The organism is Natribacillus halophilus (assembly GCF_900100185.1).
GTDB classification, from domain to species: domain Bacteria; phylum Bacillota; class Bacilli; order Bacillales; family Marinococcaceae; genus Natribacillus; species Natribacillus halophilus.
In genome coordinates, this window is the sequence record NZ_FNEN01000001.1 from 114,336 (window position 1) to 128,876 (window position 14,541).

Consider the following 14,541-nt stretch of genomic DNA (forward strand, 5'->3'; position numbering starts at 1 on the left):
CTTTCCTCACAAGCATGCCACTTTCATTTTACATGATGAGCCGAAGGGCCACAAGTCAACTACCCGCCACTTAAACCCTAACGGGTTCTGAAGAGGGGGGGCTTGTGACGACCCAATAGTGCGAGCGATCTTGCGATCTCCTATCTTAGCATGATGTCACATCGGGGCAGGTTGACAGCTACCCAACCACCCGAATCATGTTCGGGCCGTTTCTTCAACGATGTACTCTATTCCTTTTCGTTGAAGGTTCATCGCACCGATACGGTCATCATTCGATATGTACCGACACGTCTTACAGCAGAACGTATGGGTCTTTTTATGGCGATTCGCTTTCTCTGTGTGACCGCATTTCGGACACGTTTGTGAGGTGTATGCCGGATCGACAGCGATCATTTTCGCTTGTGCTTTCAAGGCTTTATATTCAATCTTTTGCCTTAGGTCATAGAATGACCACGACACCGTTTGATAACGGTCTTTGACACGCACCTTTTCCGTTGCGGCTCGCACACCGGTTAAGTCCTCAACAACAAAAAGCGTATCTTGCCCGTACGTTTGAACGAGTGCCTTACTGATGCAGTGATTGACGTCCTGCATCCAACGGTTTTCTCGTTGCCCGATTTGTTTTAGTTTTCGGCGGGCAGAAGGCGTTTGCTTTTGTTGGAGTTCCTTTCGGAGTTGCTTGTATTTCGCACGTTTATGCTTGATGGGCCGACCTTTGAAAAAAGTGGTGTCACTATTTGAATCATAGGAGGTTGCGACAAAGTTAATCCCCATATCAATAGCAACAACTTGATGGATATTTGCCAGATCAGCTTCCTCAACTTCTTTTGTGACGGGAATGTGCAGAAACCATTTGCCGTATTTGTTGACGAGTTTAGCTGTACCGAATGTCCAGGTCCCGTCAAAATACTGTTCAAGTCCTTTAGTTTCAAACGTCACTTTGATTCGTCCAGCAAGCGTATTGACGGAAAACCACCCTTCTTTTAGGGCGTAGTCACGGTTGAATACTAAATCGTACTGGGGTTTCTTGAACCGTACTTTCGTCCATTCGTGACCGTTGCTATGATTCGTCTTGTATTTGGCAATCACAGTTTTTAAAACAGACTGTGCCATTTGTGATTTCAAACCGAGATTGGAACGAAGGTCCCGATATGTCATCTTGTGGAGAGTTGCCTGTACGAGCAGCTTAGACTCAAAGATGACACTAGATACCACGTTGCAGGCTTCTCGATAGGCACGAACGGTTTTTGCTAGTAATTGTTCCTGTTCGTCCGTTGGATTGATTTTAATTTTCGCGGTCAACGTCAGTTTCATAGGTTATCACCACCTTTCACTACTATTATTATACACGATAATCAGTAGAATGAGGACAATCAGAACGGAAGGAGGAAGGCAAGGTTGGCTTTCGCCAACGGCAATGCCTCCCCCACCTACACTACGCTAAGAGGTGGGGGTATCCTTACCGAAAACGACGGAACCGGTCCATTCACACGGTTTCGTCAAAGTCCAAATATTAGTCACGGATGTCCGTGCGTGGAGATATCTTTTGGTGGTGACGCCATTGGCTCCTAGGATCGGACGGTTTATGGCTTCACTATCCGCGGGTGACGCCATAATCAAATTGGTTCTGCTTTATTATGGCTTCACTATCTACGAGTGGCGCCATCGGCTGCCAGGATCGGCTGGTTTATGGCTTCACTACCCGCGGGTGAAGTGTGCTGAAACGCGTATCGCGATGAGATGACTTAAAAAATGCTCCAACCGTGATCGTTGGAGCGTCTATCGCAAGGAGATGACCGAAAAAGTGCACCAACGGCGCGGCTTTTTTCTCACCTCTCACTTCTAAAAACGACGATCTGCGTCGTTACAGGCGTCTCAAGATAGGCTTGTAACCAGCCCTTTTCCTGCACTGTCTCTTTAAGGACGAGACGTTGTTTCAGTGGAAAACGTACCTCGGCAGAGAGGGGTGACGGGGTTAAGTCAATCTCCCGATCATTTTTCCAGGCAGGAACGACGGTGCGATGATCCAAAAAAGCAAAAGACAGCGAGAAACCGTCGCGAAACCAGGGCACTTCATCTTCCTTGACAGCACCCGGTCGGTTCATGCAGGCAAATAAAGATAGTTCATCGCACATTTTCAGAATCGGAAGCGCCTCTTGTTCATAGGCGGTCTCCCCCCTACCTCGCAAGCGATCCCAACGTTTTTCCTCGCTCTTTTGAAACTTTTCGGCCGCCGCTGTCGCGATCGAATCAAAAAAAGAATGCAAATGACGGCTGACGAGTAAGCCTGCCTTTTCGTTGATTAACTCCGTCTCCTCGATACCGGTGCGATAAGCTTCAATCTTTTCAGCTTCAGGGTAATTCGTGAAATCAAAGGGGCGCCCGTCGCTTTCATTCCATAACGGATGGGTATCAAGCGGGATCCAGGCCCGGTCGTGTTCCGCGATGGCGGTGTGCAGCGTTTGCGCCCATGCCTTATCCCGGATCCGGGCATCTCCCCAGTTATTATAAAGCTCGGCACTTAAACGCGCGTGTTCATCCTGGTGGATGCATACCCAGTGCTTCTCTTCGTTCCTTATAATCATGCAACCACTCCCCTATAGCACAAAATTGAACATGTTATCTTCCGCGGAGATTTCATCGACGATAAAGCCTTCCGCTTTCATGCGCTCGATCAATACCGGATAATCACTGGCAGAATTCAACTCTATGCCTACGAGTGCCGGCGCGATCGATTTGTTATTTTTCTTCGTATAGTCAAACCGGGTAATGTCATCATTGGGGCCCAACACATCATTGAGAAATTCTCGCAAGGCGCCGGCCCGTTGCGGGAAGTTGATGATGAAGTAATGTTGCAGACCTTCATATACCATGGAGCGTTCGCGCATTTCGGCCATGCGCCCGATGTCATTGTTCCCACCGCTGACGACACAGACCACGGTTTTGCCTTCGATTTCATCCTTGTAAAAATCAAGGGCAGTGATCGGCATCGCTCCGGCCGGTTCAGCGACAATCGCGTGTTGATTGTACAGTTCCAGTATCGTTGTACAAATCTTCCCTTCCGGCGCGAGGACGATGTCATCGATGAGATGCCGGCTAATATTGTAGGAAAGATCCCCCACGCGCTTAACCGAAGCACCATCCACAAACTTGTCCATTTCCTGTAACTCCGTGACTTCGTTGTTGGCCAGAGAGGTTTTCATGGAGGGGGCGCCTGCCGGTTCAACGCCGATAATATTCGTATCGGGACTAATGGACTTAACGTACGTACTCAATCCGGAAATCAAACCGCCCCCGCCGATCGAGCTGAATAGATAATCGATATTTTCATCGATATCGTTCATAATCTCCATTCCCACCGTCCCTTGACCGGCGATCGTTTTTTCGTTGTTAAAAGGATGGACGAACGCCATGTCATGCGCTTCCTGGTAGCGAATCGCCTCCGCGTAAGAATCATCGAACGTGTCACCGGTAATGACAACTTCAATATAGTCTTTGCCGAATTGTTTAACCTGGTCCCTTTTTTGGCGTGGCGTAGTGGTCGGCATAAAAATTCTGCCCGGTACCTTGAGAGCCTTACAGGCATAAGCGACGCCTTGTGCGTGATTGCCGGCACTCGCGCAAACGACGCCATTTTCCATCTGTTCACTTGATAATGTCTTCATCAAATAATAGGCGCCGCGCAGTTTAAACGAGCGAACGAGTTGCAAATCTTCCCGTTTTAAATAAACATTCGCATTATACCGTTCGGATAGAACTTCGTCTTTTTGCAACGGCGTGTGTTTTACTACATCCTTTAATGTCTGATAAGCAATAATGATATCTTCAATTTGCAATGTATCCATCGTTGTTTCTTTTCGCATCATAGATCCAGACCGCCCTCATTTTTTTCATGATTCTTATAACGTAACATATCCAACGCCTATTATACCACGCTGAGCAAGAAGATTTTTAAGGCTCCCCTATAATTCGTAAAGAAAACTTGGCTTATCGCCAAGCCTGGCGAAAACCTTAGTTGCACTTATGCATGAATAAGAAAGTTAGATACTTTCTTATCTGCTGAATGAAAGACGCTCTTGAGTGTCACATTATTTATATGTGTTCGTGCTGCCAGGAATTGAAAAACCTGCGCTCACCTTCTATAATTGATATGATAGGCGAAAGCCTTGGTTGTACTTATCTGCCAAAAAGGAGGATCTTAAATGACCACGCTACTTACGACTGTTATGGGCAATATTGCCACGACCCCTCACGAAGGCGATCCATTTTTGGTTACATCCCTTACGGTACTGTCGGTTGTCACGATCGTCTACTTTATCTTCTCGATGTTTAAAGACAATAACTAAGTTAGGAGCGATTTTCATGAACGAATGGCTTAAAAACGGTTTTTTTCTCGGTTTGGGGGCAGCTGTGGCAGGCAAGGAAAAAGTGCAGACGTATCTGGATGATCTTGTCTCCAAGGGCCGTATTACACCGAAAGAAGCTGAAGAGTTCGCTGAAAACCTCATTCAAAAAGGTGAAACAAAAGAAGACGAATGGTCCCAGGCGTCCAAGGAGCGCGTCCAAGGTATGTTTCATGATATGGGGCTTGCCACCAGTGACGACATCGAAAATCTCGAAGCGAAAATTAACCATCTGGAGAAAATGCTTGAGCAAAACGCTGATAATAACAACGCCTAGCATTTTGAGCCACTTAAAAGAGGTGCCCAAAAAGGAAGATGTCCATTGCTCTCTACCGGATTAAAACATGCCAATCGTTATCGCAAGATTGTCACCGTCCTGGCGAGGCACGGCTTTGGTTATATTCTAAACGAAGTCGGTCTCTTTCACGTGCTCTCTTTGCCCAAACGGTTATCGACAAACCCTAAAGACCCCAATTACCGCTTGATCGGTGAACGTATCCGCAACGCGATGGAAGAACTCGGCCCGACGTTTATTAAATTGGGGCAAATGATCAGTACACGGAAGGATTTATTTCCCGATTACATCGTGGACGAAATGGTCAAATTACAGGACGATGTTCCCCCTTTTGACTATGCTCAGGTTGAAGGGATCGTCGAACAGGAATTACAGGTTCCTATAAGCGAAGCGTTCACCACCTTTCGGCAAGAACCGTTGGCAGCCGCTTCCATCGGCCAGGTCCATCAGGCCGAACTTCCCGATGGTACAAGTGTCGCGGTAAAAATAGCGAGACCCCACATTAAGGAAACGATCGAAAAAGACCTGGATATCCTTCATGACCTAACCCGCTTATTGAGTCAACGTTTTCATTGGGCCCAGTATTACCGCCTTGAAGAAGTCGCCGATGAATTCGCGGAAGCGATCCGTAACGAAGCGGATTATACGTTGGAATTACGGAATACGGAAAAAATGCATGAGAATATGAAAAAATTCACGCGCATTGAAATACCCGAAGTCTTCCCCCGCTATTCATCGCGAAAAATGATCACCATGTCATTCGTTGACGGCCAGAAATTCTCCGAATGGAAAGACATGAACGGAAGTTACCACCCAAAATTCGCGCGCGAACTCGCGGATGCTTTTTTGCACCAGGTGCTTATTGACGGCTTTTTCCATAGTGATCCTCACCCCGGGAATTTGCTTCTTACCGGTGAAGATCGCCTTTGCTTGCTTGATTTCGGGCAAGTCGGCCGTTTAAACCGCTCGATGCGAAATGATTTTATCAATTATGTCATCGCGATGACCAAACGGGAACCTGAAGAAGTGGCCCGCATGGTTTATAACATGGCAGATGTGCCCCAATCAGTCGATGCCGAGGAATTCGAAGAAGAAGTGGAATTTTTACTGGATAAGTATTACCAGCGCCCTTTCGAAGAAGTGCAGATCGGGGAAGCGATTAACGATATTTTTTCCGCTTCGCAACGGTTTAACATCCGTATCTACAAGGAATACACACTGCTCGCCAAAGCAGTCATTATCATTGAGAGCATCATTTCCCAGCTCGACCCGGATTTGAGCATCGTTGAAATTGCCGAACCTTACGGACGGTTACTCGCCCGCGAACGCCTGCATCCGAAAACGTGGTCAACAAAATGGCTCAAAGAGGCCAAACGGCAACGGGACACCCTGCTGGTTTTGCCCCACTCCTTAAGAGGGGCTCTGGACAAAATCAACGACGACGAGCTTTCTTTTAATGTGCGAATGCCCAAGATCAATATTTTCCTGAATAAGCTTGACCGAATCAGCAATCGGATTTCTTTCAGTTTGACCCTGCTCGCTTTTTCGATTATTATGGTCGGTTTAATCGTAGGCGCGACGTTTGGCGACTCCTCATCCTTTCTCGTGCAACTGCCCGTCATTGAAATCAGTTTCATCATTTCTTTTTTCATGTTCTTGCTCCTGATCTACTCGATTTTACGTTCCGGTCGATTTTAAAAAGGAGCGGGTCCCTTTTCAATGGGACCCGCTTACTGTGTGTCGATTTCTTCGAGCACGATATTCAAAATGTATTCGACCGCCTGCATACGTTCCTGATAGCGTTGCTCCTGGACATGAGGGTGAAACGAATCCGTTGCTAAAACGTACATATTTTCATACGTATGTTCCACCTGATTCGGATGCAGGACGACGAGGGTATGCTCGGAAAGAAACGTTTGCACATTCGAGCGCCACACTTCCGCGCGTCCCTGAACATCGTCCACGAACGGAACAATCTCTTCATGAAAAGAAAATTTCTCGCCACGATCGACCGCCTCGCGATATTGGTTTGCTTTTTCCATATCCTTTCTTAATCGCTCACTGAGCGCGCTAATGTCTTGTTCCATGACCATCCCTTCATTCAACGTGAATATGTTTTATGCTTTCTTGTCTGCCAAAAACATGCTGGCGAATTTTCCCCGCTCTTTCTTCGGCGCTTCCACCGCGAGCTTTGCTTCGCCTGTATCAGCCTGCAAAGCATCCACGTGTCTTTGTACCTCTGTGAGTGAGTGTTGAACATCATCGAGTTCTTCCCGATGTTTAAGAAGCTGAAAGCTGACGACCTCGTCGGCCTTCTTCTCGATCGTTTTTTCCAGATGATCGAGCCTGCGCAGGATTTCGTCCATTCTATTTTCGGCTTCAGCTCTCGTTACCTGGTTATGGGTTTCATAATATTGCTCAGCGTCATCCGGCATTTGTGTAGATTTTACCGTTCGCAATCGTTCAATGGCATTCCTGTCGTATAAATAATGGCCGCGATCGTTCGTTTTCACCGGGATATTATGCTTTCTCACCCATGTCTGAACAGTCTTCGGAGCCACCTGTAAAGTCTCAGCGACGTTTCTCGTTTTCACTAAACTAGCCATGTAAACGCCTCCTTTTATCGCTTGTCCTAAAGGTTTCTCTTTTTGTTAAAAGAAACCTGCAAGCCTGACAAAAGAGGTGTTCATTCGGCAAAGGTTCCAAATATTTTCGTTAATATTAGTCCTTATCTTTCGAATCCAATCTTTGGGCAACGGTGTCAGGATGAATGGCAGAGAGAATGATATGATCACTGTCGACGAGTATGATGCTTCTCGTTTTGCGACCGTTGGTAGCGTCGACGAGCATTTGCCGCTCCCGCGCTTCCTGGATCATTCTTTTCGTCGGCGCTGAATCGGCTTGAACAATGGAAACAATACGATTGGATGGTACAATATTTCCAAAACCGATATTCAAGGGCTTTGGCTTCATACTATGCCTCATTTCTGTAGAGTACTCACATATAGATTCTAACATTTTGCCGAATGAGGCGAAAGGGTGCTTCTCTCAGTCTTCTATTTATGATATTATTTAGAGTTGATTAGTAGTATTAAAGAAAGGATGGGGACTGCTGTTGAGCTTTCGCTACCCCGACGGTAAATTATATACGACAAACGAACAGCCGAGATCCCCGATACCGACAGGTAGTGGCAACCGCGGCATGCGTCTTGAAGATGACATCAATGAATCCATTGCCTATTACCGCAGGGAAAATATCGCCCTTATTCATAAGAAACCGACGCCCGTTCAAATCGTCAACGTGGATTATCCGGCAAGAAGTCGGGCAAAAATTACTGAAGCTTACTTCCGGCAAGCGTCCACCACCGACTATAACGGCGTTTACCACGGGCATTATCTCGATTTTGAAGCCAAGGAAACGAGACAAAAACAATCCTTTCCCTTTAAAAATTTTCATGACCATCAACTGCAACATTTGTCAGATGTTGCCAGGCAACAGGGGTGCGCGTTTTTGATTTTTCGGTTCGTTGCCTCAGGTGAAATCTTCGTTATGAAAGCCACGGTTTTTATGCAATTAAAGGCTGAGAGCACGCGCAAATCCCTTCCAAAAGATGTGATTTCCGAAAATAGTATCCCCGTTCAGAGCCGTGCATTTCCACCGATCGATTTTTTACCGGCTGTCGAACGGTTATTCTTTCGATAATTTTGTAACGAAAATCCTCACATCACGTCTAAAGACTAGTTACTTAAGGAGAAATGAGGGAGCCGTTAATGGCTGAATACCGATCACGAACGGAAAAACGGCGCGCTGAAGAAGCTGCGCGCCAGAAAAAGCAAACGTCCAAAAAGAACGGCAACAAGAAAGGATCCAAGTTTAAAAAGGTGATGGTGAGCGTGGCTGTCGTCTTGCTGGTCACCGCCATTGCCGGGACGGCGACAGCGGTTTCAATGATTTCAAATGCCCCGCCGCTTGATCCTGATGAGCTGGTGTTTGCTGAAGGGTCGACGATCTATGATCAGAACGATAATGAGATCATGCAATTACAAGGCACGGAAAATCGCACTTATCGTGATGTTTCCGAAATGCCCGAGGATCTGAAAAATGCCTTTATCGCTGTTGAAGATTACCGTTTTTATGATCATTCGGGTATTGATATCCGTCGCATCGGCGGTGCCATCGCTGCAAATATTACCGATGGTTTCGGCGCCGAAGGTGCGAGTACGATTACGCAGCAACTCGTCAAACAAGCCTTTTTATCCGCGGATACAACGATTGAAAGAAAGGTACAGGAACAGTGGCTCGCCCTGCGCATGGAACAGGAATACTCCAAGGATGATATTCTGGAAATGTATTTAAACATTAATTACTTTGATGAAAGCGCCTGGGGCGTCGGGGAAGCGGCCATACGTTATTTCGACAAAGAAGACTTGAGCGAACTTACGATTGCCGACGGCGCTGTATTAGCGGCGATACCGCGCCGCCCGTCGTACTATAACCCGCACGATAACCCTGAAAACGCCGAAGAACGACGAAACCTGGTCATTTCCCTGATGGAAGAGCAAGAGTTGATTACGAGTGATGAAGCCGCTGAAGCACGGGCGGTTGATATAGAAGAGCAACTCGATTACACACCTGCCGAAGACGAGGGAATGTATGAATCGTTTGTTAGTCAAGTCATGAATGAAGTGGAAAATATCGAAGGCATTGAAAGCGCGGATTTGTATGCAGCCGGCTTTGATATTTATACCACATTGGATGCGGATGCCCAGGAATACGCGGAAGATGTGATTCGAACGGATGATTACATTGCCCACTACCCGGATAATGAAGACTTTCAGGTTGGCTTTACTTTGCTGGATACCGAAACCGGAGCCTTGCGCGCCATGGTCGGAAACCGTCAGGAAACCGATGAGCAAAGAGGCTGGAATCACGCGGCAAGAGGCGGCGGCCAACCCGGATCAACGATTAAACCTATCCTTGATTACGGTCCGGCCATAGACTATCAGCAATGGTCCACGGGAGAACCTCTCGTTGATGAACCTCACGAATATACCGATGATGATTCCGCCGAGCTTACGAATTACGGCGGAGGCTACAGCGGAGAAGTGACGATGCGGGAAGCCCTCGTGCGCTCCCTGAATATTCCGGCCGTAAAGGCGATTCAGGAAGTCGGCACCGACAACGCGCAAGGATTCGCGGAGGGCCTTGGGCTCGAATTCGATGAAGTTTTCGAATCTTACGCTTTGGGAGGGACCGGCGAAGAAGTCAACAGTTTGGATATGGCCGGCGCTTATGCGGCCTTCGGCAATGACGGCGTCTACAATGAACCGCACGCTGTCCGCAAGATTGAGTTCCGGGACGGACGCGAGATAGAATTCTCCCCTGAATCCGAACGCGCGATGAACGACTACACGGCTTATATGATTTCGGATGTGCTTAAAGGTGTGGTGAGCGATTCGTCGGGCACCGGACAGCGAGCCAACGTCGAAGGATTACCGCTCGCGGGTAAAACCGGAACATCGAACTTCTCCGCGGAAGAACGACAAAATGTCCCTGATGGGGCCGTTCCCGACGTTTGGTTTAACGGTTACACTTCCGACTATACCGCCGCTGTCTGGACCGGGCACAGCAATCGCGGAGACGGTTATTTGGCTGCCGGTGAAGAACAACAGATGGCCCAGGATATTTTCAGGATCATTATGTCAGACGTCCATGAAGGGGAAGAAACCGCGGACTTCACCCGTCCTGAATCCGTTTGTGAAAGTGAAATGGAAGAAGGCAGCGGACAGCTACCGAGTGAATTTACACCCGGGAGTGAAATCACGACAGAGTTATTCGTCTGTGGCAACGAACCGCAGCAAGTATCTGATGAATACGAGCTGGACGAAGACGATCTTTCCATTTCAGGTCTCGATGCCAGCTATGATGAAGATGATGAACAAATTGTGGTGAACTGGGATTTCTCTGAAGAAAGCCTGGACGATGTCACGTTCTCGGTCAGTCACGGGAGTGGAGACGGCATGAGTGAAGTGGCCGAAAGTTCGGAGCAAGCATATACCCTTTCCGATCCGGAGCCGGGTGATCACACGTTTGAAGTTGAAGCCATCTACGACGGAAGTGGCGTAGACACGGCAAAAACGAGCGTCGAGGTCCCGGATGGGGTCGAAGAAGACGATGAGGAGGAAGAGGAGGAAGACGACGAAGACGAGGACGAGGACGGTCGGGAAGAAGACGAAGATGAGGACGAGGACGATGAGGACAGCAATGACGACGAAGATGAAGATGAAGATAATGGCGATGATGATGAAGAGGACGAGGATGAAGATGAAGGTGAAGACGACGACGAAGAAGACGACGAGGACGAGGACGAGGACGAGGACGAGGACGAGGATGAGGATGACAACGGCGATGATGAGGACGAAAACAATTAACGACAAGCGGCGCACCACTATTAAAGTGATGCGCCGCTTTTTCATTTATCAGCGGTTTTTAACGCCTCGATTTCTTTTTTGATCACCGCAATATCTGGCTGTACAGCACGCGCTTCTTTTCTCTCGCGAATCAGTTCGAGGCGCTCTTCCTTGATTTTTCGCATTTCGTTGCCTGCGGCCGCAATCCTCTTTTGTACATGATCGTCCAATAATGAAAATACTTCTGCCTTGAAGGCATCCAACTTCTTTATTTTCACCAACGGTTCCAGAGATGATAGCGACAAGTTAAATGCGACGTCTGGATTCATGTCATGAAAGCTCTCGCTTCCTGCTTGCTCCCGGAGCGATTCCCGTATGTGCCGGGTAAAGGCATCCATCTCTTTTTGCCATTGTTCTTCACATTGATACAGGAATTCCGTCAAAGCGTCTTTCAACTGCTTGTGCCGTTCGGCTTTATCCTTGCCGTTCACAGCTCCCACATGAACGGTCGCTGTAAAAGCGTCGTCCAACGCCAGTAACATTCTGCGCCCGGCATAGGCTTCCCAAACTTCTACGTCTGAATCATCCACTGTGAGGGTGTCCATCTGTGTGACGCTCTCTTTTTCCTGTTCCGGCGGCGAATCCGTTGCCGTTGTGAGTTCGGCAATAAGCTGCTCCGTGCGTGTCTCGATATCCCGGGACGTTTTCACCTGCAGTGACGGTACGGTGACGTTCTGCAAAAGATAAAGCAGATCTGAAAATCCCTGGTCACCGTCTGAGGACAGGGCCCGTTTACTTGAGAGCGTCATCGTTTGCGTTTCCTTACAACCGGCTTGTTTAACCTGTGTATCCACATAATTCGATACATGTGCTGCCTCCCGTTCATCTTTCGCGAGATCGGCGGCATTGATGACCATATACTCCGGTTCCCGGACGTTGGTGACTTGCCTGATAAACGCCTGATCAGCGTATGAAAAAGCGTGGTGATAATACGTTAAATAAATAAAGGCATCCGCTTGCGCTATCTTTTCCATCGCCATTCTCGTGTGGCGTTCATTTACCGATTGAACGCCGGGTGTATCCACAAAAGACCAGCCCATACCGGTCATCTCCGATTGAAAATAGACGGTAGACGTTTCGATAAGACAGGCATGGTCTTCTTTGGCCGCAATGGTTTGCCACTGCTCGAGCGTCATATCATACGTTTTTCCATACGAATATTGCTCTTTCTTTACAGCTGTCTGTAAGGCACGTAAATATTCGAGATGCTGCTTTTCCTTCAGCGTATCGGTTTTCATAAGCGAGAGGCCTTCTGCCCTTTTCAGTCGTGAGAGATCAAAAGCGTATCCGCATTCATATGCCACCGCCTGGATTTCCGCATCCAACACGGCCGCGGATTTTAAGCGTATTGATACATCCCCGTGACGATGGCGGCCTTCCGGAGCGCGGACGATTGTGAATGAAGCAGTCAGCGGATGTGGGGAGACAGGCATGATCTCCGCCTCAATGAGCGCGTTTATAAACGTTGATTTACCGGAACTGAAGGCACCGGCCATGACGAGTGTATAAGCATCATGTTTTCTTTTTTCAATCGCCGCCAGCAACTGTTGTCGCCTGGTTTCGGCATAGGGTTGATCTGTGTAGGCACGTAGCGTCTCTTCCAATGCTTGCCGATCGATTCTATCCGACGCCTCAAGCACCGGCTGTGCAGGCAGGGGAGGCATCTCCGGCTGTGTCGGCATTGACTCCTCCCGTTCACTTACCTCAATATCGATCTCTACACCGGCCAATCGGGGTGAATGCGTCATACAGTCAGCCATCATCTCTTCCAGACGACGGTCCCCGCCGGTTGTCTCTAAATAGGCGTTGACCCGGTCGATCTCCTCATCGAGAGTGTACAGCGCTGACTCGTTGTCAGCTTCAATATCGGCAATTTCCGACAAATGGTTGACCCTTTCCGCAAGTTCAGCACGCTCACGTTCGGTTTGTTGTTCGAAATCGGCGAGAATGTCGGCCTGCAATGGCTCCATCGTTTTCTTTACAGACTGGAGAAGGGCATGATTCCATTGTGACGTCAATTGATAAATGTACTGGTTATTTTTCTCCCCGTCGGTAATAAACGAGCGCAGCCAGCCGGGTTCCGCAGCGGGAAACGGCATCTCCTGGATAGCTGTTTGTACTTGCCGGTTAAGCGTTGCAGACAGGGGTTGTTTTTTTAATTGTTCCCGTAAATATAAGCAGACTTCCGTCTCCCAGCGTTTTTTCAATGCTTCAATGAGAGCTGTTTCCCGTCTTTCCTGTTCTTTTTCTTTTTTCTTTGCGGAGGTAAACATCCCGATTTTAAAGGACGGTTTCAGGGATTCCACCCACGTTTTTGCGAGCTCCGTCAGCTCATGGGGAAACAGATACGTCTGTTTAAAAAATTCATGTAAACGATTTCGCAGGTTTTCTTCTGCTTCCCATTTTTCAGTATCCAACCGCCGCAGGCGTTCCCGGGTTTGCAGTAACTGCTGATGATCGGCCTTGCTGTAGCCGCGCGCATGTAACGTTTCCTCCAGCGCTTTTTCTCCCTGTTCACGGTCGATGTACAATCGTTCCCGTAAGGCGGTTGCGGCGCTGTGCACCATCCTCGCCTCAGAATGGTCCCGGAGAGTTTCACCATGATAAAGCCAGGAACGCATATCGCTGATCCAGTTCGTGAGCTCGTTGTAAGGATGATCGAGCTTATGGCAAGACGTAAAATAAAGGCCAGCCGGCTCGATACCAAACCGATACAGCATATCCCGCAGCCCATGGGCAAATATAGAAAAGGGCAATTCTTCCTCATCGTGTTTGTCGATTTGGTTCACGACGAGGACGACAGGTTTGTTTTCCCGTTGCATTTGCCTTAAAAAACGGAGGTTCGTTTCGGAACGCACGTGATTGTAATCGGTGACATAGATCACCGCATCGGTCGTTAGCAGTTCGGCTCCCGTATACTTTCCATGGGTCTCATCCGTTGAATCCACCCCGGGCGTATCCGCGAGAGTGACGCCGGCCGGGAGGAACGGGAGGGGAAGGGACAATTTAATCTCATGAATGCCCTTGCCGTCAAGGGCAAAACTTTGTAACTCGTCCCAGGGAATATGGCCGCTGAACGAACGCTCTTCTCCATCATTCGTAAATGCCGTTAGGCCGGGCGCTCCGCTCACGACCGTCATGATATTGGCCGTGGTCGGAATCGGGCTTGCAGGCAACAGCTCAGCTCCTAAGAGCTCGTTTAAGAGCGTTGATTTTCCCGCGGAAAAATGCCCGCCTACGATCACCGAATAGGGAGAGTCATGGGCGATCTTTGCCTCAAGCTTTTCCAGCCTTGCGCGTTCTGCTTCGCCAAAAGGAAGCTGTCGTTTCAGTTCCTTAACGGGGTTGAGAGTTTCTATCGGCATGCCTTGC

12 protein-coding genes are annotated in these 14,541 nt (G+C 48.4%); 5 read left to right on the plus strand and 7 right to left on the minus strand.

Annotation, left to right across the window (positions count from 1 at the left end):
• Window positions 1-195 precede the first annotated feature (195 nt).
• From BLS58_RS00515 to ilvA, 3 genes are all read right to left on the minus strand, one after another.
• A complete protein-coding gene (locus BLS58_RS00515; protein WP_090395601.1) occupies window positions 196-1,314 on the minus strand; it encodes an RNA-guided endonuclease InsQ/TnpB family protein in 1,119 nt (372 codons plus the stop codon).
• 515 nt (window positions 1,315-1,829) lie between these two features.
• The gene (locus BLS58_RS00520; protein WP_090395602.1) at window positions 1,830-2,585 is read right to left on the minus strand and encodes a DUF3891 family protein; all 756 of its coding nucleotides are present in this window, start codon (window positions 2,583-2,585) and stop codon (window positions 1,830-1,832) included.
• Between the two features lie 12 nt (window positions 2,586-2,597).
• On the minus strand, window positions 2,598-3,845 hold the full coding sequence (ilvA, locus tag BLS58_RS00525; RefSeq protein WP_143018850.1) for a threonine ammonia-lyase IlvA: 1,248 nt from the start codon (window positions 3,843-3,845) through the stop codon (window positions 2,598-2,600).
• A gap of 357 nt (window positions 3,846-4,202) precedes the next feature.
• Here ilvA and BLS58_RS17335 point away from each other — a divergent pair, with 357 nt between their 5' ends.
• The 3 genes from BLS58_RS17335 to BLS58_RS00535 are packed head-to-tail and all read left to right on the plus strand — an operon-like array spanning window position 4,203 to window position 6,396.
• A complete protein-coding gene (locus BLS58_RS17335) occupies window positions 4,203-4,346 on the plus strand; it encodes a hypothetical protein (RefSeq protein ID WP_176764523.1) in 144 nt (47 codons plus the stop codon).
• Between the two features lie 16 nt (window positions 4,347-4,362).
• Complete coding sequence (locus tag BLS58_RS00530; protein WP_090395604.1) at window positions 4,363-4,680, plus strand: phasin family protein; 318 nt, start codon at window positions 4,363-4,365, stop codon at window positions 4,678-4,680.
• Window positions 4,681-4,725: 45 nt separating this feature from the next.
• Window positions 4,726-6,396: an ABC1 kinase family protein gene (locus BLS58_RS00535; protein ID WP_090395605.1), complete on the plus strand. Its 1,671-nt coding sequence runs from the start codon at window positions 4,726-4,728 to the stop codon at window positions 6,394-6,396.
• A gap of 32 nt (window positions 6,397-6,428) precedes the next feature.
• Here BLS58_RS00535 and BLS58_RS00540 read toward each other — a convergent pair whose 3' ends face one another.
• The 3 genes from BLS58_RS00540 to BLS58_RS00550 form a co-directional block, all read right to left on the minus strand.
• A complete protein-coding gene (locus tag BLS58_RS00540; protein ID WP_176764524.1) occupies window positions 6,429-6,785 on the minus strand; it encodes a DUF1798 family protein in 357 nt (118 codons plus the stop codon).
• A 30-nt stretch (window positions 6,786-6,815) separates the two neighbouring features.
• Window positions 6,816-7,304: a MerR family transcriptional regulator gene (locus tag BLS58_RS00545; RefSeq protein WP_090395607.1), complete on the minus strand. Its 489-nt coding sequence runs from the start codon at window positions 7,302-7,304 to the stop codon at window positions 6,816-6,818.
• Window positions 7,305-7,419: 115 nt separating this feature from the next.
• Window positions 7,420-7,671, minus strand: a complete 252-nt coding sequence (locus BLS58_RS00550) for a DUF370 domain-containing protein (protein ID WP_090395608.1) — start codon at window positions 7,669-7,671, stop codon at window positions 7,420-7,422.
• 142 nt (window positions 7,672-7,813) lie between these two features.
• On the opposite strand from BLS58_RS00550, the gene recU reads away from it, so the two are divergent.
• Together recU and BLS58_RS00560 are read left to right on the plus strand one after the other, a co-directional pair.
• A complete protein-coding gene (recU, locus tag BLS58_RS00555; protein ID WP_090395609.1) occupies window positions 7,814-8,401 on the plus strand; it encodes a Holliday junction resolvase RecU in 588 nt (195 codons plus the stop codon).
• Window positions 8,402-8,469: 68 nt separating this feature from the next.
• A complete protein-coding gene (locus BLS58_RS00560; protein ID WP_176764525.1) occupies window positions 8,470-11,130 on the plus strand; it encodes a transglycosylase domain-containing protein in 2,661 nt (886 codons plus the stop codon).
• Between the two features lie 41 nt (window positions 11,131-11,171).
• Here BLS58_RS00560 and BLS58_RS00565 read toward each other — a convergent pair whose 3' ends face one another.
• Window positions 11,172-14,534, minus strand: a complete 3,363-nt coding sequence (locus BLS58_RS00565) for a dynamin family protein (protein ID WP_090395611.1) — start codon at window positions 14,532-14,534, stop codon at window positions 11,172-11,174.
• Window positions 14,535-14,541: the final 7 nt, after the last annotated feature.